At 70.7% G+C, this 25,326-nt stretch carries 25 protein-coding genes and 1 pseudogene; 21 read left to right on the top strand and 5 right to left on the bottom strand.

Features of this window, described 5'->3' with window-relative positions; genetic code table 11:
• Positions 1 to 55: 55 nt before the first annotated feature.
• The 15 genes from ACWGI8_RS08635 to ACWGI8_RS08565 all read left to right on the top strand — a co-directional run bounded on the left by ACWGI8_RS08635 (position 56) and on the right by ACWGI8_RS08565 (position 14,034).
• Entirely contained in the window at positions 56 to 1,144 is a 1,089-nt protein-coding gene (locus ACWGI8_RS08635; protein ID WP_453659383.1) for an NADH-quinone oxidoreductase subunit B family protein, read from the top strand.
• A gap of 70 nt (positions 1,145 to 1,214) precedes the next feature.
• Complete coding sequence (locus ACWGI8_RS08630) at positions 1,215 to 2,993, top strand: nickel-dependent hydrogenase large subunit (RefSeq protein WP_453659382.1); 1,779 nt, start codon at positions 1,215 to 1,217, stop codon at positions 2,991 to 2,993.
• Entirely contained in the window at positions 2,990 to 3,556 is a 567-nt protein-coding gene (locus ACWGI8_RS08625; protein ID WP_453659381.1) for a hypothetical protein, read from the top strand. The genes ACWGI8_RS08630 and ACWGI8_RS08625 overlap by 4 nt, the downstream gene beginning before the upstream one ends.
• Positions 3,553 to 4,206, top strand: a complete 654-nt coding sequence (locus ACWGI8_RS08620) for a DUF5947 family protein (RefSeq protein WP_453659380.1) — start codon at positions 3,553 to 3,555, stop codon at positions 4,204 to 4,206. The genes ACWGI8_RS08625 and ACWGI8_RS08620 overlap by 4 nt, the downstream gene beginning before the upstream one ends.
• A 32-nt stretch (positions 4,207 to 4,238) precedes the next feature.
• Positions 4,239 to 4,898, top strand: a complete 660-nt coding sequence (locus tag ACWGI8_RS08615) for a DUF6084 family protein (RefSeq protein ID WP_453659396.1) — start codon at positions 4,239 to 4,241, stop codon at positions 4,896 to 4,898.
• The gene (locus tag ACWGI8_RS08610) at positions 4,895 to 6,295 is read left to right on the top strand and encodes a hypothetical protein (protein ID WP_453659379.1); all 1,401 of its coding nucleotides are present in this window, start codon (positions 4,895 to 4,897) and stop codon (positions 6,293 to 6,295) included. The genes ACWGI8_RS08615 and ACWGI8_RS08610 overlap by 4 nt, the downstream gene beginning before the upstream one ends.
• Positions 6,292 to 6,801 carry a hydrogenase maturation protease gene (locus ACWGI8_RS08605; RefSeq protein WP_453659378.1) on the top strand — a complete coding sequence of 170 codons (510 nt, stop codon included), beginning with the start codon at positions 6,292 to 6,294 and terminating at the stop codon, positions 6,799 to 6,801. The genes ACWGI8_RS08610 and ACWGI8_RS08605 overlap by 4 nt, the downstream gene beginning before the upstream one ends.
• An 8-nt stretch (positions 6,802 to 6,809) precedes the next feature.
• Positions 6,810 to 6,932, top strand: a complete 123-nt coding sequence (locus tag ACWGI8_RS08600) for a DUF6893 family small protein (protein ID WP_453659377.1) — start codon at positions 6,810 to 6,812, stop codon at positions 6,930 to 6,932.
• A 154-nt stretch (positions 6,933 to 7,086) separates the two neighbouring features.
• The gene (hypA, locus tag ACWGI8_RS08595; protein ID WP_453659376.1) at positions 7,087 to 7,479 is read left to right on the top strand and encodes a hydrogenase maturation nickel metallochaperone HypA; all 393 of its coding nucleotides are present in this window, start codon (positions 7,087 to 7,089) and stop codon (positions 7,477 to 7,479) included.
• A gap of 3 nt (positions 7,480 to 7,482) precedes the next feature.
• Positions 7,483 to 8,178 carry a hydrogenase nickel incorporation protein HypB gene (gene hypB / locus ACWGI8_RS08590; protein ID WP_453659375.1) on the top strand — a complete coding sequence of 232 codons (696 nt, stop codon included), beginning with the start codon at positions 7,483 to 7,485 and terminating at the stop codon, positions 8,176 to 8,178.
• Positions 8,175 to 10,646 (top strand): carbamoyltransferase HypF, encoded by a 2,472-nt coding sequence (hypF, locus tag ACWGI8_RS08585; RefSeq protein WP_453659374.1) that lies wholly within the window; start codon positions 8,175 to 8,177, stop codon positions 10,644 to 10,646. The genes hypB and hypF overlap by 4 nt, the downstream gene beginning before the upstream one ends.
• Positions 10,609 to 10,932 (top strand): HypC/HybG/HupF family hydrogenase formation chaperone, encoded by a 324-nt coding sequence (locus ACWGI8_RS08580; RefSeq protein WP_453659373.1) that lies wholly within the window; start codon positions 10,609 to 10,611, stop codon positions 10,930 to 10,932. The genes hypF and ACWGI8_RS08580 overlap by 38 nt, the downstream gene beginning before the upstream one ends.
• Positions 10,929 to 12,053, top strand: coding sequence for a hydrogenase formation protein HypD (gene hypD / locus ACWGI8_RS08575; protein WP_453659372.1), 1,125 nt, complete (start codon positions 10,929 to 10,931; stop codon positions 12,051 to 12,053). Before ACWGI8_RS08580 ends, hypD begins: the two co-directional genes overlap by 4 nt.
• Before the next feature lie 70 nt (positions 12,054 to 12,123).
• A complete protein-coding gene (gene hypE, locus ACWGI8_RS08570; RefSeq protein ID WP_453659395.1) occupies positions 12,124 to 13,113 on the top strand; it encodes a hydrogenase expression/formation protein HypE in 990 nt (329 codons plus the stop codon).
• Between the two features lie 198 nt (positions 13,114 to 13,311).
• A complete protein-coding gene (locus ACWGI8_RS08565; RefSeq protein WP_453659371.1) occupies positions 13,312 to 14,034 on the top strand; it encodes a transcriptional regulator in 723 nt (240 codons plus the stop codon).
• 101 nt (positions 14,035 to 14,135) lie between these two features.
• Here ACWGI8_RS08565 and ACWGI8_RS08560 read toward each other — a convergent pair whose 3' ends face one another.
• On the bottom strand, positions 14,136 to 15,584 hold the full coding sequence (locus ACWGI8_RS08560) for a nucleobase:cation symporter-2 family protein (protein ID WP_453659370.1): 1,449 nt from the start codon (positions 15,582 to 15,584) through the stop codon (positions 14,136 to 14,138).
• 359 nt (positions 15,585 to 15,943) lie between these two features.
• A complete protein-coding gene (locus ACWGI8_RS08555; protein WP_453659369.1) occupies positions 15,944 to 16,411 on the bottom strand; it encodes a DUF6596 domain-containing protein in 468 nt (155 codons plus the stop codon).
• A gap of 115 nt (positions 16,412 to 16,526) precedes the next feature.
• Here ACWGI8_RS08555 and ACWGI8_RS08550 point away from each other — a divergent pair, with 115 nt between their 5' ends.
• Positions 16,527 to 17,816, top strand: a complete 1,290-nt coding sequence (locus tag ACWGI8_RS08550; protein ID WP_453659368.1) for an ATP-binding protein — start codon at positions 16,527 to 16,529, stop codon at positions 17,814 to 17,816.
• A gap of 137 nt (positions 17,817 to 17,953) precedes the next feature.
• On the top strand, positions 17,954 to 18,202 hold the full coding sequence (locus ACWGI8_RS08545; protein ID WP_453659394.1) for a DUF6296 family protein: 249 nt from the start codon (positions 17,954 to 17,956) through the stop codon (positions 18,200 to 18,202).
• A 99-nt stretch (positions 18,203 to 18,301) separates the two neighbouring features.
• On the opposite strand, the gene ACWGI8_RS08540 is transcribed toward ACWGI8_RS08545, so the two are convergent.
• Together ACWGI8_RS08540 and ACWGI8_RS08535 are read right to left on the bottom strand one after the other, a co-directional pair.
• Positions 18,302 to 21,034 (bottom strand): SpoIIE family protein phosphatase, encoded by a 2,733-nt coding sequence (locus ACWGI8_RS08540; RefSeq protein WP_453659393.1) that lies wholly within the window; start codon positions 21,032 to 21,034, stop codon positions 18,302 to 18,304.
• A gap of 125 nt (positions 21,035 to 21,159) precedes the next feature.
• Positions 21,160 to 21,453: pseudogene (locus ACWGI8_RS08535) on the bottom strand (LacI family DNA-binding transcriptional regulator); the annotation flags it as partial.
• A 74-nt stretch (positions 21,454 to 21,527) separates the two neighbouring features.
• Here ACWGI8_RS08535 and ACWGI8_RS08530 point away from each other — a divergent pair.
• Complete coding sequence (locus tag ACWGI8_RS08530; protein WP_453659367.1) at positions 21,528 to 22,403, top strand: YhjD/YihY/BrkB family envelope integrity protein; 876 nt, start codon at positions 21,528 to 21,530, stop codon at positions 22,401 to 22,403.
• Positions 22,404 to 22,545: 142 nt separating this feature from the next.
• On the opposite strand, the gene ACWGI8_RS08525 is transcribed toward ACWGI8_RS08530, so the two are convergent.
• Positions 22,546 to 22,965 carry a nuclear transport factor 2 family protein gene (locus tag ACWGI8_RS08525; RefSeq protein WP_453659366.1) on the bottom strand — a complete coding sequence of 140 codons (420 nt, stop codon included), beginning with the start codon at positions 22,963 to 22,965 and terminating at the stop codon, positions 22,546 to 22,548.
• A 144-nt stretch (positions 22,966 to 23,109) separates the two neighbouring features.
• On the opposite strand from ACWGI8_RS08525, the gene ACWGI8_RS08520 reads away from it, so the two are divergent.
• The 3 genes from ACWGI8_RS08520 to ACWGI8_RS08510 all read left to right on the top strand — a co-directional run.
• The gene (locus tag ACWGI8_RS08520) at positions 23,110 to 23,682 is read left to right on the top strand and encodes a PadR family transcriptional regulator (protein WP_453659365.1); all 573 of its coding nucleotides are present in this window, start codon (positions 23,110 to 23,112) and stop codon (positions 23,680 to 23,682) included.
• A 113-nt stretch (positions 23,683 to 23,795) separates the two neighbouring features.
• A complete protein-coding gene (locus tag ACWGI8_RS08515) occupies positions 23,796 to 24,638 on the top strand; it encodes a PP2C family protein-serine/threonine phosphatase (RefSeq protein WP_453659364.1) in 843 nt (280 codons plus the stop codon).
• A 57-nt stretch (positions 24,639 to 24,695) separates the two neighbouring features.
• Positions 24,696 to 25,326, top strand: a 631-nt coding sequence (locus tag ACWGI8_RS08510) for an MASE1 domain-containing protein (protein WP_453659363.1), incomplete at its 3' end; no start/stop codon positions are given.

Below are 25,326 nucleotides of genomic sequence, written 5' to 3'. Positions count from 1 at the left end.
GAGACAAAGGCCCGCTTACGGGTCTTTGTCGTATACCCCCCCAGGAGACATCCCCATGGATGCAGCAACGCCGACCGCGGTCGACGCCGCCGGCTCGTCCGGCGCGGCCGCCACGGACGAGTCACCGATCCACATCCTCTGGATCAACGCGGGCCTGAGCTGTGACGGCGACTCGGTCGCCCTGACGGCCGCCATGCAGCCCAGCATCGAGGAGATCGCGCTCGCCGGACTGCCGGGACTGCCGAAGATCCAGGTCCACTGGCCGCTGATCGACTTCGAGTGCGGCCCGGTCGGCGGCGCCGACACCTTCATCGAGTGGTTCTTCAAGGGGGAGCGCGGCGAGATCGACCCGTTCGTGCTGGTCGTCGAGGGCTCCGTGCCCAATGAGTCGATCAAGCAGGAGGGTTACTGGTGCGGCTTCGGTGACGATCCGGAGACCGGCCAGCCCATCACGACCAGCGAGTGGATCGACCGGCTGGCTCCCAACGCGCTGGCCGTCGTCGCGATCGGCACCTGCGCCACCTACGGCGGCATCCACGCGATGGCCGGCAACCCGACCGGCGCCATGGGCGTGCCCGACTATCTGGGCTGGGACTGGAAGTCCAAGGCCGGAATCCCCATCGTGTGCGTGCCCGGCTGCCCGATCCAGCCCGACAACTTCGCGGAAACGCTGACGTATCTGCTCTACCAGGCGGCCGGGTCCGCGCCGATGATCCCGCTCGACGACAAGCTCCGCCCGACCTGGCTGTTCGGCGCCACCGTGCACGAGGGCTGCGACCGGGCCGGCTACTACGAGCAGGGTCAGTTCGCCGACACCTACGACTCGCCCAAGTGCCTGGTCAAGCTCGGCTGCTGGGGCCCCGTCGTCAAGTGCAACGTGCCCAAGCGCGGCTGGATGAACGGCATCGGCGGCTGCCCCAACGTGGGTGGTATCTGCATCGCGTGCACCATGCCCGGCTTCCCCGACAAGTTCATGCCGTTCATGGACGAGCCGCCCGGCGCCACGGTTTCCGTCGCGTCCAGCGGCGTGTACGGCGCCGTGATCCGCAGGCTCCGGAACATCACGGCCAGGACCGTGGACAAGGAGCCCAAGTGGCGGCACACGGGCGAGAAGATCACCACAGGCTACCGCCCGCCGTGGTGACCCACCTCCAGGACACCGAACCACCCCCTCTCTCCTGCTTGAAGACGTGAAGAAGGGCACCACACACACAATGGCGACACAGGCGAAAACGACCGGCGACGGCCTGGTGGAGATGTCCTGGGATCCGATCACGCGGATCGTGGGCAGTCTCGGCATTCACACAAAGATCGACTTCAAGCAGAAGCGGGTCGCGGAGTGCTACAGCACCTCATCGGTCTTCCGCGGCTACAGCGTCTTCATGCGGGGCAAGGACCCACGCGACGCACACTTCATCACCAGCCGCATCTGCGGCATCTGCGGCGACAACCACGCCACCTGTTCGGTCTACACCCAGAACATGGCGTACGGCGTGAAGCCGCCGCACCTCGGCGAATGGATCATCAATCTCGGCGAGTCCGCCGAGTACATGTTCGACCACAACATCTTCCAGGAGAACCTGGTCGGGGTCGACTACTGCGAGAAGATGGTCCGCGAGACCAACCCGGGCGTCTGGGAGCAGGCGCAGCGCACCGAAGCGCCGCACGCCGCGGAGCACGGCTACCGCACCATCGCCGACATCATGCGCTCCCTCAACCCGCTCGAGGGCGAGTTCTACCGCGAAGCCCTCCAGGTGAGCCGCTACACCCGGGAGATGTTCTGTCTGATGGAGGGCCGCCATGTGCACCCCTCCACGCTCTACCCGGGCGGCGTCGGCACGGTCGCCTCCGTCCAGCTGTTCACGGACTATCTCACCCGCCTCATGCGCTACGTCGAGTTCATGAAGCGCGTGGTCCCCCTGCACGACGACCTCTTCGACTTCTTCTACGAGGCGCTGCCCGGGTACGAGGAGGTCGGCCGCCGACGCGTGCTGCTCGGCTGCTGGGGAGCGCTCAACGACCCCGAGTACTGCGACTTCACATACGCCAACATGACCGACTGGGGACGGAAGATGTTCGTCACCCCCGGTGTCATCGTCGACGGCAAGCTGGTCACCAACGACCTCACCCAGATCAACCTCGGCATCCGGATCCTGCTGGGCAGCTCGTACTACGAGGACTGGGAGGGCCAGGAGCAGTTCGTCACCCACGACCCGCTCGGCAATCCCATCGATCCCCGCCACCCATGGAACCAGCACACCATCCCGGCTCCGCAGAAACGGGACTTCGACGACAAGTACAGCTGGGTGATGTCCCCGCGCTGGTTCGACGGCAAGGAGCACCTGCCCCTGGACACCGGCGGCGGCCCCATCGCCCGCCTCTGGTCCACGGCACTGTCGGGACTCGTCGACATCGGCTACGTCAAGGCGACCGGGCACAGCGTCGTCATCAACCTGCCGCGCACGCTCACCAAGCCGGAGACCACCTTCGAGTGGAAGATCCCGCAGTGGAGCAACGCGCTGGAACGCAACCGCGCCCGCACCTACTTCCAGGCCTACGCCGCGGCCGTCGCCCTGCACTGTGCCGAGAAGGGCCTGGAGGAGGTCCGCGCCGGACGCACCCAGACCTGGGAGAAGTTCGACGTGCCGGACGAGTCCATCGGAGTCGGCTTCACCGAGGCCGTGCGCGGCGTTCTCTCCCACCACATGGTCATCAGGGACGGCAAGATCGCCAACTATCACCCCTATCCGCCGACCCCCTGGAACGCCAGCACCCGCGACTCCTACGGCACCCCCGGCCCCTATGAGGACGCCGTGCAGAACACGCCCATCTTCGAGGAGAACCCCCCGGAGAACTTCAAGGGCATCGACATCATGCGCACCGTCCGCAGCTTCGACCCCTGTCTGCCGTGCGGCGTCCACATGTACGTGGGCGACGGCAGGACGGTGAAGTCGATGCATGTGCCCACCGGACTGAGCGGCCTCGCCGGATGAGCGCGGTGAACGCGGAGCAGGCCGGCCGGCGGGTCGAGGAGGTCCTCGACCGGCTGGCCGCCACCGGCGACCAGCAGGCGTGCGCGGCGGCCGAGGAACTCGTGCGGGTCCTCATGGACTTCTACGGCGCCGGTCTGGCCAGAGCCATAGAGCTGCTCGGCCACCCCGCCACCGGGCCGTCCGGTGGCGATCCGCGCGCCGGCCTGTACGAAGACGAACTGGTCGCGAGCCTGCTCGTGCTTCACGAGCTGCACCCCGAAGACGTCCCCACCCGGATCGCCCGCGCCCTGCGCAGCGTCCGGCACTCCATCGAGTCGGCCGGGTTCGACGAGGTGACCGGCGTCCTGAGGCTGCGGGTCACCGGCTCGACAGGCTGCGGGTGCCCCAGCACCCAGGAAGTCGCCCGGCAGGCCGCCGTGGAGGCACTCGCCTGCTTCGCACCCGAGGTGACCGCGGTGGAACTGGATCGGACGGCCGCCCCGCGTGAGCCCGCCCTGCTCCAGATCGGCTCGGGCCCGCCCGACGCCGCCGCCACCGGCCGTTCCACGGTCACGGTGCGATGAGCGCGATCCGCACCGTGCCGGGCGCCCCCGGCCCACGGGGCCTGCGCCGCTTCACCACGCCCCAGCCGCCCCGCGAGGAGCGGTGCGAGCTGTGCGGGGTGCCCGTGGCCGAGGAGCGCCACCGGCATCTCGTCGACACCGAGGGACGGGCGCTGGCCTGCGCCTGCGACCCGTGCGCCCGGCTGTTGGACCGTCCGGGCACTTCGCAGGGCCGCTTCCGGGCGGTCCCGGGCCGCTTCCTCACCGACCCCGGCCACCGGATCGACGACAACGCCTGGGAACTGCTGAGGATCCCCGTCGGCGTCGCTTTCTTCTTCCGCAATTCCGCACTCGACCGGCTCGTCGCGCTCTACCCGAGCCCGGCCGGGGCGACCGAGAGCGAACTGGAGCCGTCGTCCTGGCAGGCCGTCCTCGCCGGAACCCGGCTCGCCGCACTGCTCGAACCCGACGTGGAGGCCCTGCTGTTGCGCCGGACCGACGGTCGCACCGAGTGCTACCTGGTGCCGATCGACAACGCCTACGAACTGGTGGGCCGGATGCGGCTGCGCTGGCAGGGCTTCGACGGCGGCGCCGAGGCCCGCGCCGATCTCGACGCCTTCTTCGCCCACGTACGACAGCGGGCCCAGGTGCCACAGGGGAGCCGGCCATGACGGCCATGAATGCCATGACCCCCATGACCCCCATGACTCAGTTCACCTTCAGCTGCACCGGCGTTCGCGCCGATCCGCACGCCGCAGGGCCCACCCTCGTCTTCCGGCTACGGATCACCGCATCCGGAGGAACCAGGGTCCACGCCCTCGCGCTGCGCTGCCAGCTGCGCATCGAACCCGCCCGCCGCGGATACGAGCCCGATGAGGCCGAAGGCCTGACGGATCTGTTCGGAGAGCGCTCACGCTGGGGCAGCACGCTCCACCCGGTGCAGTTCGCGCAGATCTCCCTCATGGTTCCCGGCTTCACCGGGGAAACCGAGACCGACCTCGTCGTGCCCTGCACGTACGACATGGACATCGCCGCCACCCGCTACGCCCACGCGCTGGCCGGCGGCGACGTACCCCTGCTCATGCTCTTCTCCGGCAGCGCCTTCACCGGAGCCGGTGGATTCCACGTCGAGCCCGTGCCCTGGGACCGGGAGACGACCGTTCGGATGCCCGTGAAGGTCTGGCGGGAGATGGTCGAGCAGCACTTCCCCGGCTGCGGCTGGATCCGGCTGCCCCGCGCCACCATGGACGCCCTGCTCGCCTTCCGGTCGCGCAGGGCCCTGCCGTCCTGGGAGGCGACGGTGGAGGAACTCCTCAACACGGCTGACGCGGACGGCGCGGCGGGCGGGAGGACGGCACCATGACCACCGCGGCCTTTCCCCCGGCGACGCACGCGCGGCTCGCCATCGCCCGGCAGGTCGCCGACGCCGTGCTCTTCGAGGGCTATGTGCTGTACCCGTACCGGGCCTCGGCGGCCAAGAACCGGCTGCGCTGGCAGTTCGGGGTGCTCGTGCCGCCCGCGTGGAGCGCAGCCTGCGAAGAGCACGAATTCCAGCACACCGAATGCCTGATGGAACCGAAGCGCGACGCGACCCTCGCGGTCGAGGTGCGCTTCCTGCACACCCAGCGGCGCATCGTCCAGCAGACGGACGACGACGGCGGTTTCGTGACCGTGCGCGAGCTGCACCTGGACGACCGCGTCCTGGTGCCCTGGGACGAGGGTGTGGAAGAGCGCGTCGAACTGGCCGTCCCCGTCGCCGAGCTGGCGGCGGACGGGGTGGCCTTCCCCTTCACCCGGCCCGCGCGTGAGGAGACCGAAACCGTACGGGACGGCGCCGGGCGGACCGTGGGGCGGCTCGTCCGCCGCCGCGAGGAGATCAGCGGTGTCGTACGCCTGTCCGCAGCCGAACTCGACGGTCCCTACCGGGCGATGAGGCTGACCGCCGTCGTGGAGAACACCAGCGCCTGGGCGCCCGGGCCCGGCGCCGAACGGGACGCCGCCCTGCCGCACTCCCTCGTCGCGGCCCATCTGCTGCTGTGCCTGGACACCGGCGCGTTCCTCTCGATGACCGACCCGCCCGAGTGGGCCAAGGCGGCGGTCGCGTCCTGCCGGAATCTGCACACCTGGCCGGTCCTCGCGGGCGAAACGGGCCGTGCGGACCTCGTGCTCTCCTCGCCCATCATCCTGGAGGACCACCCGGCCATCGCGCCGGAGAGCCCGGGTGCCCTGTACGACGCCACCGAGATCGACGAGATCCTCGCGCTGCGCACCGCGGCCCTCACCGACGAGGAGAAGCGAGAGGCCAGGGGCACCGACGAGCGGGCCGCGGCCGTGATCGACCTGGCCGACTCCATGCCCCCCGAGGTCCTGGAACGCCTGCACGGCGCGGTGCGCAGCCTGCGGGAGGTCACCGGGCCGGCGGATCCTGCCGAGCACGGAGTCGTACGGCCAAAGACTCCCTGGTGGGACCCCGGCAGCGACGCGAGCGTCGACCCGGCCCACGATCACGTCATGATCGACGGGCGGCCGGTGAGCGCGGGCAGCCGGGTCCGGCTGCGGCCGGGCCTGCGTCACAGCGACGCCCAGGACCTGTTCCTGCACGGCCGCAGCGCACAGGTCGAGGCCGTCCTGCACGACGTGGACGGCGGTGTGCACATCGCGGTGACCGTCGAGGGCGATCCCGGTGCCGACATCCGCCGCGAGCAGGGCCGGTTCCTGTACTTCCAGCCCGACGAGGTCGAAGCCCTGGAGGACGCGTGAACGGCCCCGCACAGGACAGTGCCCGGACGCTGGTCGCGGGTGTCGGCAACATCTTCCTCGGTGACGACGGTTTCGGCGTCGAGACCGTGCGCCGGCTCACCGAGCAGCCGCTGCCCGGCCATGTCGAAGTGGCGGACATCGGAATCCGGGGCGTCCACCTCGCGTACCAGGTCCTCGACGGATACGACACGCTCGTCCTCGTCGACGCCACGGCGCGCGGCGGCGAACCCGGAACGCTGTATCTGATCGAGCCCGGAACGCCGGTCGGCGGCGTGGCGGAGAGCGTGCCCCTCGACGGCCACCGGATGTCACCCGACGCCGTCCTGGCCCTGCTGGACACCCTGTGTGCCGGCACCGGCAGCACGCCGCCGCGTCGCACCCTCGTCGTGGGCTGCGAACCGGCCTGCGTCGACGAGGGCATCGGACTCAGCCCGCAGGTGGCCGCCGCGGTACCGGAGGCCGTACGGATGGTCACGCAACTGGTCCAGCACGAAGCCGTGAGATGAGGACAACCATGAAGAAGAAGCAGAAGGCCACGACCATCATCGGCGGCGCTGCCGTCGCCACCGCACTCGCGATTCTCGTCAAGGGGCTCTTCCCCGACTTCAAGCGGTATCTGCGCATCCGCACGATGTGACGAGAGGGTTGGGGGCCCGCGCGTGCGCGGTCACGCCGGGGGCTGAACCGAACGGCGTACGCAGCCGCGTGCTCCCGGCGTGCCGGTCGGCCGGAGCCGCGTCCCCGCCTTGTAATGGGCGCGAACGGCCGACCGCTGCGCAGGACGGAGACCGATGCACGAGATGTCCATCGCGCTGGCCGTCGTCGACCAGGTGGAGGAAGCCGCGCGCGCCCATGGCGCCACCGCGGTGCGGACCGTGCGACTCCAGGTCGGCGAGCTGGCCGGAGTGGTCCCCGACGCGCTCACCTTCTCCTTCGAACTGGCCTGCGCCGGAACCGTGCTGGAAGGCGCCGAACTCGTCGCGGAATCCGTCCCCGGCCGGGCCCGCTGCGAACCGTGCGGGGACGACTGGGCGGTGGGCATGCCCCCGAGGCTGTGCTGCCCGGCGTGCGGCCGGGCGACCGCCGAACTGGTCTCGGGCCGTGAGCTGCGCATCACCGGCGTGGAGTGGGACGACGACCCGGCGGACGCCCGCATCCGCGCATCGATCACCGAGGAGAACTGACCCATGTGCCGAGTTGTCGATCTGCAGCAGGCGGTGCTCGCCAAGAACGACGCGACAGCGCACACGCTGCGCGCGGAGCTGGCCGCCCGCGGCACGACGGTCGTCAACCTCCTGTCCAGCCCCGGCAGCGGGAAGACCGCCCTGCTGGAGCGCGAACTGCTCCTCGCACGGGAACGGGGCGTGCCGGTCGCGGCCCTGACGGCCGATCTGGCCACCGAGAACGACGCCGTACGGCTGGCCCGCTCGGGTGTCCCGGTCAAGCAGGTGCTCACCGACGGGCTGTGCCATCTGGAAGCCGGGATGCTGGCCGGGCAGCTCGACGGCTGGCTCCCCATGGACACCCGTCTGCTGTTCGTGGAGAACGTCGGCAATCTCGTCTGTCCCGCCTCCTACGACCTCGGTGAATCCCTCAGAGTCGTCCTCGCCTCGGTGACCGAGGGCGAGGACAAGCCGCTGAAGTACCCCACGGCCTTCGGCCTCGCCCACCTCGTGGTGGTCACCAAGACCGATATCGCGGACGCGGTCGCCTTCGACGAGGCGGCGTTCCGTGCCCATGTCGAACAGGTCAACCCCGGTGTGGACGTGGTCCTGACGTCCGTGCGCACGGGGGAGGGCGCCGGAGAACTGCTCGACCGGGCCATGGCGGCCGCCGAGGGCGCCGCGGTCCACGCGCCGGTCATGGCGCGGGCCCGCTCGTGACCGCCACACATCAGAGCATCGCCGCCGCGCAGACGGCACAGCGGCGCCGGGTCACGGTACGGGGCGTGGTGCAGGGCGTTGGATTCCGCCCGTTCCTCTACAACCTCGCCACCGGACTGGATCTGACCGGGCATGTGACCAACACCGGGGACGGCGTCGTCGCCGAGGTGGAGGGCGCGCCGCTCGCCGTGGCCCGGTTCTGCGCCCGCATCGCCGAGGACGCCCCGCCGCTGGCCCGGGTCGAGTCCGTGCACGACCAGGAAGTACCCCCGACGGGCGGGAACGGATTCACCATCGTCGCCTCCGAGCCTGCGAACGGCCCCGTCCGCACCCTCGTCTCCCCGGACACCGCCACGTGCGCCGACTGTCTCGCCGAACTCTCCGCCCCGGCCGACCGGCGCCACCGGCACCCCTTCATCACCTGCACGCACTGCGGACCGCGCTTCACCATCGTCACGGGCCTGCCGTACGACCGCGACCACACGACGATGGCCGGCTTCCCGATGTGCGCGGACTGCGCCCGGGAGTACGCCGATCCGGCCGACCGCCGCTTCCACGCCCAGCCGGTCGCCTGCCCCGCCTGCGGGCCGCGGCTGCGGCTGATCGTGGCGCCCGCCGCCCCGGGGCTGCGGCCCCGGCATGTGATCGCCCCCGACCCGAACGACCGGAGCCTGGGCGGACCGCTCGAGGCGGATCCGGTTGCCGAGGCGCGCGAGCTGCTGTCCGAGGGGGCGATCCTCGCCGTCAAGGGCCTCGGCGGATACCACCTGGCCTGCGACGCGACCAACGCGGGGGCGGTGGCGATGCTGCGCCGCCGCAAGTGCCGCGGAGACAAACCGTTCGCGTTGATGGCCAGGGACATCGCCGACGTCGAGCACCTCGTGCATGTCGGTGCCGTGGAGCGGGAGTTGCTCACCGGCGGTGTCCGGCCGATCGTCCTGATGCGCCGCCGGGCCGAACCCCTGCCGCGGACCGGGGCCCCGCGGCCCGCGGCGGCGGTCGCCCCGGGCAGCCCCGACCTCGGCGTCATGCTCCCGTACACCCCGCTGCACCATCTGCTGCTCGGGCTCCCCGGCGACAGGGAGACGGCACCCCGCCTGCTCGTCATGACCAGCGGCAATCTCGCCGGGGAGCCGATCGTCACCGACGACGAGGACGCACTGGAACGGCTGGCCCACCTGGCCGACGCCTGGCTGATGCACGACCGCCCCATCCATGTGCCGTGCGACGACTCCGTGGTCCGGGTGTGCGACGGAGAACCGCTGATGCTGCGCCGCTCACGCGGCTATGTCCCGCTGCCGCTCACGCTGCCGGTCTCCGTGGGGCCGGCCCTCGCCGTCGGAGGCGATCTCAAGAACACGCTCTGCCTCGGCGAGGGCCGCAAGGCCTGGCTCTCCGCCCATATCGGCGACATGGACGACCTGGCCACGCAGGACGCTTTCGCGTGCGCCGAGGACCAGTTGGAGACGATCACCGGCGTACGGCCCGGGCTGCTGGTGGCCGACCGTCACCCCGGATACCGCTCCGGGCAGTGGGCCACCCGCCACGCCGGGCACCGGCCGCTCCTGCGTGTCCAGCACCACCACGCCCATGTCGCGGCCACGATGGCCGAGCACGGCCTGGACGGCAGCCGGCCGGTGATCGGGGTGGCCTTCGACGGCACCGGCTACGGCGACGACGGCGCGGTGTGGGGCGGGGAGATCCTGCTGGCGGACTACGCCGGATTCACCCGGTACGCGCACCTCGCGTACGTCCCGCTGCCCGGCGGCGACGCGGCGGTGGAGCGCCCGTACCGTATGGCGCTCGCGCATCTGCGTGCGGCGGGCATCGAGCGGGCCGGGGACCTGCCCTGCGTGAAAGCCTGCCCGCCGGGCGAACTACGCCTGCTGGAACGTCAGTTGGAACGAAACCTGAACTGCGTTCCCACCTCCAGCATGGGCCGGCTGTTCGACGCTGTCTCCTCCCTGGCGGGCGTGTGCCACCGGGCCGGATACGAGGCCCAGGCCGCCATCGAGCTCGAAGCCGCCGCGGTGACCGCCGCCGGCGGGAACGGCGACGGTTACGCCTTCACGCTGCGCCCGCCGGATCCGGGGACCGCGGCCGCGCTGACCGCCGATCCCGCACCCGTACTGGCGGCGGTCGTCGACGACGTACGCGCGGGCATCCCCGCCCCCGTCGTCGCGGCGCGCTTCCACACCGCGGTCGCCCGTCTCGTCCACACGCTCTGCGCCGGCGCACGCGAGCGGCACGGCCTGGAGACCGTGGCCCTGACCGGGGGAGTGTTCGCCAACGCACTGCTCTCCTCCGCCTGCGCGGGAGCGCTGCGGGCGGACGGGTTCACCGTGCTGCGCCACCGAAGAGTCCCCCCGAACGACGGAGGGCTGGCGCTCGGCCAGCTCGTCGTGGCAGCACAACAGCGAGGAGGAACGGATGTGCCTGGCGGTACCCGGCAAAGTACTGGGCATTGAGGACCGGGACGGCACCCGCATGGCCACCGTGGACTTCGGCGGGGTGGTCAAGGAGGTGTGTCTGGAGTATCTGCCGGACCTTCAGGTCGGCGAATACGCCATCGTCCATGTGGGATTCGCCCTGCAACGGCTGGATGAGGAGTCGGCGCGGCAGACGCTGAAGCTCTTCGAGAGCCTGGGAATGCTCCAGGAGGAGTTCGGCGACCCCTGGGAGCTGGCCGCTGCCGAGGCCGGCGCGGCGGAGCGGCCCGCCGACGGCGGAGCGCCGCGGGAGGCACAGCGGTGAAGTACATCGACGAATTCCAGGACCCCGCGCTGGCCGAGCGGCTGCTCGACGACATCCGCGCCACCGTGACCCGGCCCTGGGCGCTGATGGAGGTCTGCGGAGGCCAGACCCACACCATCATCCGGCACGGCATCGACCAACTCCTTCCGGACGAGGTCGAGTTGATCCACGGTCCGGGCTGTCCGGTGTGTGTCACACCGCTGGAGGTCATCGACAAGGCACTGGAGATCGCCTCCCGTCCCGGGGTGATCTTCTGCTCCTTCGGCGACATGCTCCGGGTGCCCGGCACCGGACGCGACCTGTTCCAGGTGCGCGGCGAGGGCGGCGACGTACGCGTGGTCTACTCGCCCCTCGACGCACTGCGGATCGCCCAGCAGAACCCCGGCCGTGAGGTCGTCTTCTTCGGGATCGGATTCGAGACCACCGCACCCCCCAACGCCATGACGGTGTACCAGGCCCGCAAACTCGGCATTCCGAACTTCAGCCTGCTGGTGTCCCATGTGCGCGTGCCCCCGGCGATCGAGGCGATCATGCGGTCCCCGAGCTGCCGCGTACAGGCCTTCCTCGCCGCCGGCCACGTCTGCAGCGTGATGGGCGTCGGCGAATACCCGGAGCTCGCCGAGCGGTACCGGGTCCCGATCGTGGTGACCGGATTCGAGCCCCTGGACATCCTGGAAGGCGTGCGCAGGACGGTCCTGCAGCTGGAGCGCGGCGAGCACACCGTGGACAACGCCTACCCGCGTGCCGTCAGGCCCGAGGGGAACCCCGCCGCACGGGCCATGCTGGACGACGTCTTCGAGGTCACCGACCGCGCCTGGCGCGGCATCGGGGTGATCCCCGACAGCGGCTGGCGGCTGTCCTCGCGCTACCGGGAGTACGACGCCGAGCACCGCTTCTCGGTGACCGGCGTCGACACCCGTGAGCCGGCCGCCTGCCGCAGCGGCGAGGTCCTGCAGGGCCTGCTGAAGCCCCATGAGTGCGAGGCGTTCGGCACCACCTGTACCCCGCGCACGCCGCTCGGAGCCACCATGGTCTCCAGCGAGGGCGCGTGCGCCGCCTACTACCTCTACCGGCGGCTGGATCTGACGGCCGCGTCCCTGGAAGGCAGCCCCGTTGTCTGAGACCACCCAAGCACCGGACCTCCTGGCGTGGACGTGCCCCGTTCCGCTCCGTGACCAGCCCCGTGTGGTGATGGGCCACGGCGGTGGCGGTGCCATGTCCGCCGAACTCGTCGAGCACATCTTCGCCCCGGCCTTCGGCGGGACCGTGCTCGCCGGTCTCGGCGACTCCGCGGCGCTCGAACTCGGCGGCGCGCGGCTGGCGTTCTCGACCGACTCCTTCGTGGTGCGGCCGCTGTTCTTCCCCGGCGGCAGCATCGGCGACCTCGCCGTCAACGGCACGGTCAACGACCTCGCGATGAGCGGTGCCGGACCCGCGTATCTCTCCTGCGGGTTCATCCTCGAAGAAGGCGTCGAGCTCGCGGTCGTCGCCCGCGTGGCCGATGCCCTCGGCGCCGCCGCCCGCGCGGCCGGAGTCGAAGTGGCCACGGGCGACACCAAGGTCGTGGAAGCGGGCCACGGCGACGGCATCTTCATCAACACCTCGGGCATCGGCCTCATCCCGCCCGGTGTCGATCTGCGTCCGCAACGCGCCGCCCCCGGCGACGTCGTGATCGTCAGCGGTGCGATCGGCGTCCACGGCGTGGCCATCATGAGCGTGCGTGAGGGCCTCGAGTTCGGCGTGGACATCGAGAGCGACTGCGCCGCACTCGGCGGTCTGGTCGAGGCGATGCTCGCGGTCACCCACGACCTGCACGTCCTGCGCGACCCGACGCGCGGCGGACTCGCCGCGGCCCTCAACGAGATCGCGGTGGCCTCCGGCACGGGCGTCGTCGTCCAGGAGCGCGCCGTCCCGGTCCCGCCCGCCGTCGCCAACGCCTGCGCCGTGCTGGGCCTGGACCCGATGTACGTCGCGAACGAGGGCAAGCTGGTGGCGTTCGTCCCGCGCGAGCACGCCGACGCGGTCCTGGCGGCCATGCGCGCGCACCCCCTGGGCAGGGATGCCGCGGTGATCGGCGAGGCGATCGAGGCGCACCCCGGGATGGTGGTGGCCCGCACCGGACTCGGCGGCACGCGCGTGGTCGACCTTCCGCTCGGCGAGCAGCTGCCGCGCATCTGCTGAACCCTCGGATCGAGACCTACGGATCGAGACCTTCGGATCGAACGAAACTCAACAGAGACCGAAGTGAAATTGAGACAAAGCCAACCACTTCGCAACCATGGGCCATCTGTTAGCCTGCCCGCTCCTGGACGTTGGTCCGCCGGTCCCTCTCCCCCAAGCGCCCTGCGCTCGCCGGGGTGCAGCGAGGTGTCAACTTTCGTGTACAGCACTGCGTTCTCCCCCACAGAGGCCAGAGCCGCGCGGGCCCGCATGGGCCTGACGACGGTTCAGGTCGCGCACGCCATGGCGGCGTGCGGTGTCCCGGTCCATCCCGAACTGATCACTGCCTGGGAGCAGGGCTCCCATGTGCCCACGGAGCCGCAGCTCTTCGCGCTGGCCGATGTGCTGTGGTGCTCGTCGACTGAGCTGATGGGCATCGAGCCGCGTACCCTGGCGGAGCACCGGCTGGCCCGGCAGCTGAGCGCGGAGCGGCTCGCGTACCGCGTCGGGATGTCCGCCGAGGACTACCTGGCTGCTGAGGCCGCGCAGCGCTGGGACGGAGACTCGCGGCAGACCAGGGCACTGGTGGAGGCATTGGGGCTGTCCTTGCGGAAACTGGTCGGAATCATGGGCAGGGTCGACGAACTGACCGGGCATCTGCGCTCCGCCCTCGACGGGCGCTGGAAGACGCACGTCGCACCGGTCGCGGAGATCGTCGTCGTCAACGAGACCTCGGTGGGCGACGCGCTGCGCACGATGCATGCGGAGTTCGCCGAGTTCAACGAGCGGTACATGGGGCACGTCCTGGCGCGCAACGACGACGCGAGGCTGAAGGAGGTCGCGGCCGAGCGCTCCGCGTATCTGCGCCGACTGGTCGACCACTTCTGGGAGTTGATAGGCGAGGCGGGCGAGGCGTCGCCGTTCGAGGTGACCGTGCGCTGAGGCGGCTCCGTACCGCGCTCGCGGGCCGGTGAGGGGTGTGTGACCCCTCCCGGCCCGCTGCGGGCCGAGCCCCATCTGAACCGGGCTTCTGCCGCGCCCTGTCAGTGGGTGGCCGCCCACCGGGGTGGATCGGTGGGGCCGGCCCCGCCGTGGTCGAAGCCCCCGTCCTCCCCTTCCTCGACGTTGTCCCAGTCGATTTCCATCGCAGGGCGGCGCGTGAACGCATGGAAGAACAGATTCAGTGCGATCGCGGTGAGACCGCCAAGCGTGATCCCACTGTCGAGCACCGCCTGGATGTCGTCCGGCATCCGGTCGAAGAACGGCGCGACCGTCGTGGGAAGCAGCGCGGCGCCCAGACTGACCGCCAGGATCAGCGCGTTGCGTTCCTCGCGCAGATCGGCCTTGCCGAGGATCTGGATGCCGACGGCGGCGACCATGCCGAACATCGAGATCGCGGCGCCGCCGAGCACGGGATGCGGAATCCCCGCGACCAGGGCGCCCGCCTTCGGCAGCAGCCCCAGCACGATCATGAAGACACCGGCGGCGACGACCACGAACCGGCTCATGATCCGCGACATCCGCACGAGTCCGATGTTCTCGGCGAACGCCACGTACGGGAACGAGTTGAGGACTCCGCCGAGCACGGTGGCGGCGCCATCGGCCCGCAGCGCCCGCGCGACCGTGTCGCTGTCGACCTTCTTCCGCGTGATCTCCCCGATGGCGTAGACGTCTCCGGTGGTCTCCACCATCGTGATCAGCATGACCACGACCATCGCGACGATGGGGAGCAGTTCGAACTTCGGCATGCCGTAATGGAAGGGCGTGCTGACACCGAACCAGTCGGCGTCCTTCACTGCGTCGAACCGGGCGTCGCCGAGGAGCCAGGCCACCGCCGTACCGACGACCAGCCCGAGCAGTACGGCGACACTGCTGAGGAACGGCTTGCCGATCCGGGCGATCGCCAGGATGAGGACCAGGGTGCCGAGGGCGTACGCGAGGTTCTTCGGATTCCCGTACTCCGGCCCGCCCATGAGGTGCGCACCGCCGGCCGCGTCCTGCAGGCCCACCGGGATCAGGGTGATGCCGATGATGGTCAGGATCGTTCCGATGACGACCGGCGGGAAGTACTTCACGAGCCTGCTGAAGAAGGGCGCGAAGAGGAACGTCGCCATGCCGGCGGTGATGACCGCGCCGTAGACCACCAGCAGCCCGGCGGTGCCGCCGCCCGCGCCGATGCCGATGGCGATCATGGGGGAGACCGCGGTGAAGGTGACGCCCTGCACCAGCGGGAGCCGGGCGCCGACCTTCCAGACCCCGAGCGCCTGGATGATCGAGGCGATACCGCAGGTCAGCAGGTCCGCGTTGATGAGGTAGACCAGCTCTTCCCGGGACAGGCCCAGGGCGTTCCCGAGGAGTACGGGGACGATCACCGCCCCCGCGTAGAACGCGAGGACGTGCTGGAAGCCGTAGAGCGTGAGTTTGGGGAGGGGAAGCAGCTCGTCGACGGGATCCGTCTGCTTCGGGGTGGGCTGTCGGGGGACTCGTGCCATCTCTGCCTTGCCTTCGAGAGGTAGGTGAATGAGAGGAGACCGCGGCCTGGAGTCCCGGATGACAGGACGAGGCGCGTCGGCCCTACGGAGCCGACGTCTGGCGGAGTTGCCGACACCACGTCGCCCTGCGCTGCAATGTACGTCCTGGATTGGCAGGACTTCCTTCGATCAGCATGCAAAGCCCGGTTTGTCCATGGGATCCGCAGGGGGAGCCGATCGGGGCGCTCACCATAGTTCATGGTCGTCGTTCCTCGCGAGTAACCGCCGCCACGACCTAGTGCCCCTCCCGGCAAGCTTTGCCCTGTCGCGCCGCCCGGCACGCACCCTCGCTGCGTTGGCCAAAAGCCCTGGTAGCTCCGCTACAAGGACTTCCGGCCGCCTTGCGATGGCACGCACCGGACGACGCTCCTCGACGGGCAAACATTGCCGGTCGCGGCACTAGCGGCCCAGCTGGGACTGCCGTCGCAGCAGCTCGGCCCGTTCGACCTCGTTGGCGCTCGGCTCGATCGCGCGTAGTCGAGCGTGCCGAGCCCCTCCACGATCCGTTCCAGGTCCCAGCGCGTACGGTCCTGTTCGTCGAGCGGTACGTAGCGTCCTTCGTCGTCCACCCGCGCGTCGCGCCGGGCGTCGTGCAGCAGCATCAGCGCGAGCAGCCCCCGCACCTCGGCGTCGTCCGGCATCAGCTCGCACAGCAGGCGCCCCAACCGGATCGCCTCGCCGCACAGTTCGCCGCGCACCAGCCGGTCGCCGCCCGTCCCGGCGGCGCAGGGAAGGCCGTCCTGCTGGCTACGTACGGAACGTCGCGTTTCCCGACCGGGGTTGTCCACGGCGGAGCAGGACCCGGTACGGCCGCGCCCCTAGCCTCACCGGAACAACGCGATCAGCGCGATCAGCACGCACAGCGCGAACCGCGATCAGCACGAACGACGAGGGGCGGCACCGGTGAACTGGCTCATCCGTGACTACCGCGAGAGCGATCTCGCGGGAGTGGTCCACCTGATCGACACGACGGCCGAGCTCGGGCAGGAGTCGGTCTTCTCCCTCGCCGAATGCATCGGTGCCCTCACCTCCCGGCAGCCCGCCGTCGTCGCCGTCCACCAGGGCGTGCCCATCGGCGCGGCCCTCGCCACCGTGGCGGGGGAGCGCGCCTGGGTGATGCGCATCGCGATCTCCTCGGCCTGGCGTGGCCGGGGTCTGGCCAGCGCCCTGCTCATGGAGCTGGAGCGGCGGCTCGTCGCCGCCCGGGTGGGCCGGATCGCGTACGTCCTGCCCGAGGAGGAGCTGCTGGGCGAGGGACTGCTCAACGCCGGCTACACACGCCGGCCGGCGGTCGCGTACTTCGAGAAGACCGAGCCGGTCCACGGCCCCGCGGCCAGTCTGCTGGAGGACCTCGGCGGTCGGTTCCTGGCAGGGGACCTGTGGGCCAAGGTGGCCGGCATGGAAGCGGAGAAGGACCTGATCGAGCGGCGGGTGGTCCTGCCGCTCGCGCAGCCCGAGCGGGCCGCCCGGCACGGGGTCAGACCGCCGCGGGCCATCGCCCTGTTCGGTCCGCCAGGGACCGGGAAGACCACCTTCGCCCGGGGGATCGCGTCCAGGCTCGGCTGGCCGTTCGTCGAGCTGCTGCCGTCCCGGCTGGCCGACGAGGGCAATCTCGCGGCCGCGCTGCGCAGCGCGTTCGCCCGGATCGCGGAGCTCGAACGTGTTCTGGTCTTCATCGACGAGGTCGAGGAGATCGCCCCGGTCCGTACCGAGCCCGCGCAGCCCGGCGGGATGCACGGCGTCACCAACGAACTGCTCAAGCTCATACCCGGCTTCCGGGAGGGCGACGAGCGTCTGCTCGTGTGCGCCACCAACTCCGTACGGTCGCTCGACCCGGCGTTCCTGCGCCCGGGGCGGTTCGACTATCTGATCCCGATCGGTACGCCGGACAAGGCGGCCCGCACGGCGATCTGGTCCCGGTACACGGACGGCCGGTCCGACGTGGATGTGACGGCGCTGGTCGCAGCCAGCGAGCAGTTCACTCCGGCGGACATCGAGCACGCGGCCCGGATCGCCGCCCAGACCGCGTTCGAGCGGGATCTGCACGGGATCACGGGCGGTGCGGCGGAGCGCCGGGCGCCGGGTGCGAGTACCGAGGACCATCTCGCCGCGATCGCCCAGTGCCGGCCCACGGTGACACCCGCGATGATCGAGCAGTTCGACGAGGACATCACCGCCCACGCGCGCCTCTGAGCGCCGGTGCCGCTCGGTCGTCGTACCAATACACAGCGCTCGAAATAGTGCTAAAAGTCGCATAATGGCTATTCGGGTACTGGCCATTCACACTGATGCCGGACACGGCGTGCGGCTTCACAGCAGAGGAGAGCGACATGGGCCGGGACGATGTGTTTGAGCTGGTCTTCGCCGGTGCGGGGGCCGAGCAGGCGCCGGGGAGCGAGGATGCGGTGGTGGTGCACCGCACCGATCGCAAGGGGGCCGGCGGCCATCCGATCTACACCGACGACACCGGCATCGTGCAGGCGGAGATCAGTGACCGCGGTGAGGTGCGGATGATCGCGAGCGGCGCTCATCAGCAGCTTCCTTCCGGCGTGGAGGCCCGGCCCGTCGTCCAGCCCTAGCCAGGGGCTGTGCGGCCCCGGCCCGCCGCCTTCGTACAAGTCCCTTCGTGGAGTCCCTTCGTGCGGCCCCGGCCCCCTCCGGTCCGTCGGGGTGCGGCCTCACCACGCCAGTTCTTCGTCGAGCGCCATCACCGATTCCTCCGGAAGGGCGCCGCTCGGTGCCAGTTCCGCCCAGATGATCTTGCCGGGACTCACGTAGCGCGTCCCCCAGCGCTGCGAGAACTGCGCCACCAGGAACAGACCACGGCCACCCTCGTCCATCGTGGCGGCGCGGCGCAGGTGCGGAGAGGTGTTGCTGCCGTCGGAGACCTCGCAGATGAGCGTGTGCCCGTACAGCAGGCGGGCCCGGATCGGCTCGGTGCCGTAACGGAGGGCATTGGTGAGCAGCTCGCTGAGAACGAGCTCGGTGGCGAAGACCGACTCCTCGAGACCCCACTCGGCGAGCTGCCGTCCGGCCTCGGCACGCACCCGGGACACGGCCGACGCATCGAACGGCACCTCCCAGACGACGGACCTGTCGGAGGCCAGCAGGCGCGTGCGGGCGACGAGGAGCGCGATGTCGTCGCTCGGCTGGTCGGGCAGGATGGCGTCCGTCACGGCACGGCAGGTCTCCTCCGGCGTCAGTCCCGGCGGGGCGATCGCTGTGCGCAGCAGCTCCAGTCCTTCGTCGATGTCCCGGCGGCGGTCCTCGACGAGGCCGTCGGTGAAGAGCACGAGCCGGCTGCCTTCCGCCAGGTCCAGCTCGGTCTCCTCGAACGGGTGCCCGCCGATGCCGAGCGGCGGTGACACCTGCAGCTCGGGATACGTCACCCCACTGCGCGGATCGACCAGGGCCGGCCCGGGGTGCCCGGCGTGCGCGAGGGTGCAGCGGCCGCTGACCGAGTCGTAGATCGCGTACAGGCAGGTCGCGCCGGTCACCGGAGCCCGGTCCTCCTCGGTCGGCTGCTCCGCGTCGATGCGCATCACCAGATCGTCGAGGTGGGCCAGGAGATCGGCCGGCGGCAGGTCCAGGGACGAGAAGTTGAGTACGGCCGTACGCAGCCGGCCCATCGTGGCCGCCGCGTGCATGCCGTGGCCGACCACATCGCCGACCACGAGAGCGACCCGCAGACCCGGCAGGGGGATCACGTCGAACCAGTCGCCTCCCACCCCGGCCTGGGCGGGCAGATAGCGCCAGGCCACCTCCAGGGCATCCTGCTCCGGCAGATCGCGGGGGAGCAGGCGGCGCTGCAGGGTCACCGCCATCGCGTGCTCACGGGTGAACCGCCGCGCGTTGTCGATCGCCACCGCCGCCCGGGCCGCGAGCTCCTCGGCGAACGAGGTGTCGTCCTCGTCGAACCGCGGGGCGTCGTCCGACCGCCAGAAGTTGACCAGGCCGAGCACGACGCCGCGGGCCTGGAGCGGCACCGTGATGAGCGAGCGGATCCCGTACTCCAGCGCCTGCCGTGCCCCCTCCGGGTCCTCCGTCCCCCAGGTCTCGGACGTGGTGAGATCCGGTTCGAGCAGCGCCCGGCCGTTGTCGAGCGCCGTGGCCATCGGGGTCACACTGATCAGGATCAGATCGTCGACCGGCTGGAGCGGATGGTCCTCCCGGATGCCGCTGAGAGCCGCCCGCCGCATCTCACCGATTGCGCCCGTCGGTTCATCGCCGCGCAGGATCGGATCGAGCAGCTCCACCGTGACGAAGTCGGCGAACCGGGGAACGGCCACGTCCGCGAGTTCCCTCGCCGTCCGGCGCACATCCAGTGTGGTGCCGATCCGTACGCCTGCCTCGTACAGCAACGTCAGACGCTCCCGGGCCACCTCCGCCCGTCCCGACAGGGCCCGCAGTTCGGTGGTGTCACGGAGGCTCGCGACCACTCCCGGCACGCCACCGTACGGGGCCGTGGGCCGGGTGTTGACGGCCAGCAGCCGGTCTCCGGAGAGGAACACCTGGTCGGAGACCTCCTCACCCGCCTCCAGCAGCCGGGTCATTCCCGGGCCGAGGTTCAGCTCGGTGACATGCCGCCGGTCCGCGTCGGCGGGCAGGCCGAGCAGCCGTCGCGCCTCGTCGTTGGCGAGGACGAGCCGCCCGTCGCCATCGAAGATCATGACGCCCTCGCGCACCGCGTGGAGAACGGCGTCATGGTGTTCGTACATACGGGTCATCTCCGCCGGGCCCAGACCATGGGTCTGGCGCCGCAGCCGCCTGCTGACCAGCGCCGCGCCACCGGTGGCGAGCGCCAGCGCGCCGGCGGCGGACGCGAGCACGAGCGGCAGCTGCCGGTCCAGCAGATCGCCGACGTTCGCGATCTGGATGCCGGCGCTGACCATGCCGACGACCCGTCTGCTGGGGTCCATGACGGGGACGACGGCCCGCACCGCCTCGTGCGGCCGGCCCTCGAACGTCTCGGTGAACGCCTCTCCCGCGGCCGCCCGCCTGAAGTCGCCCTCCACGCGCTTTCCGATCAGCTGGGGTTCCGGGTCCGTGTAGCGGATCCCGTCCTTGCTCAGCACGCTGATGAAGTCGACCCCCGAGCCCCGCTGGGCCTTGTCGGCGGCGGGCTGCAGGATCGCTGTCGGGTCGGGGGACTGCAGCGCGGCCGCCGTGCCCGGTGCATGCGCGAAAGTCTCCGCCGCGGCGAGCGAACGGTTTTGGGCGTCCTGCTGGCTGTCGTAACGGGCCTGCAGGACAAGGGCGACCGTCGCGCCGACCACGAGCAGGATGATCACGAGCGCCTGCAGCAGAAAGACCTGTGTGGCGAGGCTGTGCACGCTCAGCCCGGTTCGCAGACTCCGCCGCCACCCCGGGCGGGCACGCTGATCACGTGTCCGCGGGCGGCTGGACGGCATGACCGCCGTCAGCCAGGACCGGCGGGGACGTCCGATCATGTCCCAGTTCTAACACCGCGCCACCCTCCCGGGCGACCGGTCGCGGCCCGCCTCGCCGTACGTCGCTGCCCGCCTCGCCGTACGAGGAGCGCGATCGCCTCGGCCTGCCCGCGGCGCAGTCGCTGCGCCCGCAGATCGGGGCGGTAGCCCATCTCGCCCGCGATCCTCTTGATGCGCGCGCACATACGCGGATCGACCTTTCCGAGGCCGTTGAGGGCGTGGGACACGGTCGTGCGCGACACCGACGCCGCCTTCGCGACATCGGCGATGGCCGGCGGCCGGGTGCTGCCGCGGCCGGCGGCGGGCCCAGGGGCGCCGACGGGTGCGGGATCGCCGGCGGGCACAGGACCGATGGCGGTCACTTCGTCATCTTCCTCCATCGGCCGGGCCGGAAGACACCCGTTCGGGGGCACGCCGGACTGCCCGGGCCGCGCTTTCGGGTAGTCGACGGCACATGCCCTTCAGATTCGGTGTGCCGGAAGATGCCGAGGCGTACCCCGGCCGCTGGTTCACGCGGCTCCACCAGCGCGTGCAGACCTCGGTGGTCGGGCTCGCCTGGAACCGCGGCCGTGAGATGGAGCTGATGCACCGTGCCATGGGTTTCGCGGCGCTGAGTTTCCTCACTCTCGTGCCGCTGCTGGTCGTCGTCGCGGCGGCCGACCTGGCGAGCGGGCAGGGCTTCGCCAAGTGGCTGGTGCAGGGGCTCGGCGTGTCGCAGGTCTCGCAGGAGGAGGTCGTGCGGCTCTTCGGCAAGCCGGGGCAGGCGCTGCAGCGGACCACGGCGCTCGGTCTGGCCGCTCTGGCCGCGTTCGGCGTGACCTTCGGATCCGCCGTGCAGACCGGGTACGAGCGGGCGTGGGACCTGCCGACGGCTCGCTGGCACACCATGTGGCGCCATGTCGTCTGGCTGGCCGTACTGATCTGCGCACTGCTGCTGTTCGTCTCCACTTCCACGCGCGAGGCGGCGTCCGCCCCGGAGACCGCCCTGGTCGCCACGGGGGACGTGGTCGGTGCGTTCCTCTTCTTCTGGTGGTCGCAGTGGCTGCTGCTCTGCGGCCGTATCCGCTGGCGGGCGCTGGCGCCCGGAGCCGTGGCGACGGCGCTGGGACTGCTCGGGCTGCGGGTCTTCTCGCAGTTCGTGTTCTCCCCGCTGATCGCGTCGAACGCCGTGACGTACGGCCCGTTCGGCACCGTGCTGGTCCTTCAGTCCTGGCTCGTCGGAGTGGGATTCGTCGTCTACGGAGCGGCGCTGGTGGGGCGGCTCTTCCACGAGCAGCAGGTACGGAGCAGGCTCACAGCGGAACTGCGCACACGGCCACCGGAGTACTGAACCGAACGGTGATCCGGCCCAGGCCGATACCGGTCCCGTCGTACCCGGCCGGGCCGGTGCCGGTCCCGCCGCCCCGCACCGAGGCGTACGTGCCCAGGGAGAGCGGGCGGAACCGGAGGAGACGCCGAATACGACGCGCGCTTCACCCCGTGACGAGGCCGTCCGCCACCAGCCCTTCGAGGACCGCCTCGCCCAGCGCGTGCACCGCCGACTGCGGGCGGACCATCACGGTGAACTCCTTGACCTTGCCCGCCTCGTCGAACTGCAGCAGATCGATGCCATGGATCTCCCGGCCCTTCACCGTCGCCCGGAACATCAGGATTTCCGACGGTGCCTCGGTGCCGTCCGTGCTGGTCCGGGCCGTGCCGGCGAACTGTCCGACGTAGCGGAAGTCCTCGAAGGTCCGCAGCAGCACGCCGAACAGGCCGATAACCATCGCCTTGCCCTCGAACGGTGTGAACTTGACGGGGCTGTAGAGGCGGATGTCCTCGGTGAACAGGTCGTCCAGCGCTCCGAGGTCGCGCTGCTCGACGGCGGTACGGAAGCGTTCAGCGGTCTCCATGGTGTGTCCCCTCGTCCCGGCGGCGTGTCGTCGCGTTCATCGCCGCACCCGGTTCATCTGATTACTGGTTACTCAAGGATCTGACTAGTCAGATCCTTGAGTATGATGGGGCATGCGGACGACGAAAGGGAAGGGGCGGCGACGATGGCCCTGCGACACGCCGTACTGGCGGCGCTGCTCGACGGTGAGTACAGCGGGTACCAGCTGGCCAAGGCATTCGACGTCGGCGTCGCCAACTTCTGGTACGCCCTGCCTCAGCAGCTGTACGCCGAGCTCACCCGTCTGGAGAAGGAAGGCCTGGTCGCCGGACGCCAGGTGATCCAGGAGAACCGCCCCAACAAACGTCTGTTCCGTGTCACGGACGCCGGGCACGAGGAGCTGGAGCGGTTCGCCGCCGCCGTGTCGAAGCCGTCCTTCATCCGTGACGACCTGCTCGTCAAGGTCCAGGCTGCCGACCGGATCGACACCGGACCGGTGATCGATCAGCTCGAGGAGCGGGCGACCGCGTCCGAGGCCAGGATCGAGCTGTTCGGCGCGATGCTGCGGAAGATGCGCGGGGCCGCCGACGAGGAGGAGTTCCTCGCCCGGGGCGAGCGCGTCGGACCGTATCTGACCTGTCTGCGCGGCCTCGCGTTCGAGCGCGAGAACAGGGACTGGTGCCGTCGCATCGCCGCCGTACTCCGGGCGCGGGAGGCGGCGGGTCGCGCCGCACAGTGAGCGCGGAGCGAGCGCCGCGCCCATGACGTCACCAGGCGGCCGTCGCGACCCGGAAGTAAGATGAACGACGGTTTCCGCAGGGCGCTGGAACTGTCGTAAATCCGGAGAGGTCCATGACGCGGCGTCGTCCCCCGCGGTCGGCGAGCGCCGACGACCTGCTGACCGCGCTCGGGTTGCTGACCGCACAGGCGAGAGAGGGCGCAGAGGCGCATCGCGCCCGGGTGGATCTCGCCGAGGCTCTGCAGCGCGACATGCTTCCGCGCACGCTGCCGTCCCTGCCCGGTCTGCGGACGGCCGCCCGGTACGTGCCCGCCCGCGACGGTCTGGACATCGGCGGCGACTGGTACGACGGTTTCCTGATGCCCGACGGGTCGCTCGGGTTCTCCATCGGCGACGTCCAGGGGCACGACGTCGAAGCCGCCGCCTTCATGGGACAGGTCCGGATCGGACTGCGCGCCGTGGCCACGGCGTGCACCGACCCGGGCGAAGTGCTGGGCCGGGCCAACGACCTGCTGGTGTCCGTGGCCCGCGAACTCTTCGCGACCTGCAGCTTTCTCCGCTTCGACCCGAGGACCTGGGTCCTCGAAAGCGCCAGGGCCGGGCATGTACCGGCGGTCTGGGCCACGGCCGACGGCTGCAGCGGCACCGCTCAGGACGTCGGTGGGCTGCCCCTCGGTATCGAACCGGGCGAGGTGTACCCGGTGACCCGGCGCCCGCTGACCCAGTCCGGAGCCTTCGTGCTGCTGACCGACGGTGTGATCGAGGGGCCGACCGTGCCGATCGAGACCGGCCTGAGCCGGGTGGCCCGGCTGGTCGGGGCCGGGATCGATGCCGATGTCGATGCCGATCTGCTGGCCGCCGAGGTGATGAAGGCGGCCGAGTTCACCGACCACTGCGACGACGCGGCCGTGCTCGTCCTGCGTCATGACGCGGGACCGCGACGCCCCTCCGGGTGAGGCGGCGAACCCGCCGACGCGTGTCCCGGATGGCGTCGGACAGGGTGAGGTTGTGTGATGACTGGTGTGGTCCGTACCCAGGAAATCCGTCGTTTCGGCACCGTCGTCCTGCTGATGCTCGCCGTCGCCGCCGCCTACTACGCGGCAGGACGCGTCGGGCTCACGTTGCAGGTGGTGATCGAGGGCGCGATCGTCACGCCGCTGTGGCCACCCACCGGCATCGCGCTGAGCTGTCTGCTCTGGTTCGGGCTCCGGATCTGGCCGGGGATCGCCCTCGGTACTCTCCTCGTCATCCTGGCCATCAGTCCGTTCCGGCCGTTCTCCCTCGGGATCCTCGCCGGTAACAGCCTCGCGCCGGTCTGCGCGTACCTGATGCTGCGGCGGGTCGGCTTCCGTACCGAGCTGGACCGGTTGCGTGACGGGCTGGCGCTCGTCTTCCTGGGGGCCCTGGCCGGGATGCTGATCAGCGCGACCGTCGGGGCCGGTGTGCTGGTGCTCGCCGGAGTGCTGGCGCCCGACAGCTTCTGGCCGGTCTGGTCGGCGTGGTGGGCGGGCGATGCCATGGGGGTCCTCGTGGTGACCCCGCTGCTGCTCGTCTGCCGTACGGCCCGGATGCCCGTGGGCGTCAGCCCCGCCAGGTGGGCCGAGGCCGCGTGTCTCGCCGTCAGCGTCACCGCCGTCGCCGCCG

Source organism: Streptomyces sp. NPDC054841, assembly GCF_053611045.1.
The sequence above is the reverse complement of the archived record's forward strand: the minus strand, read 5'-3'. Positions and strand labels throughout refer to the sequence as shown.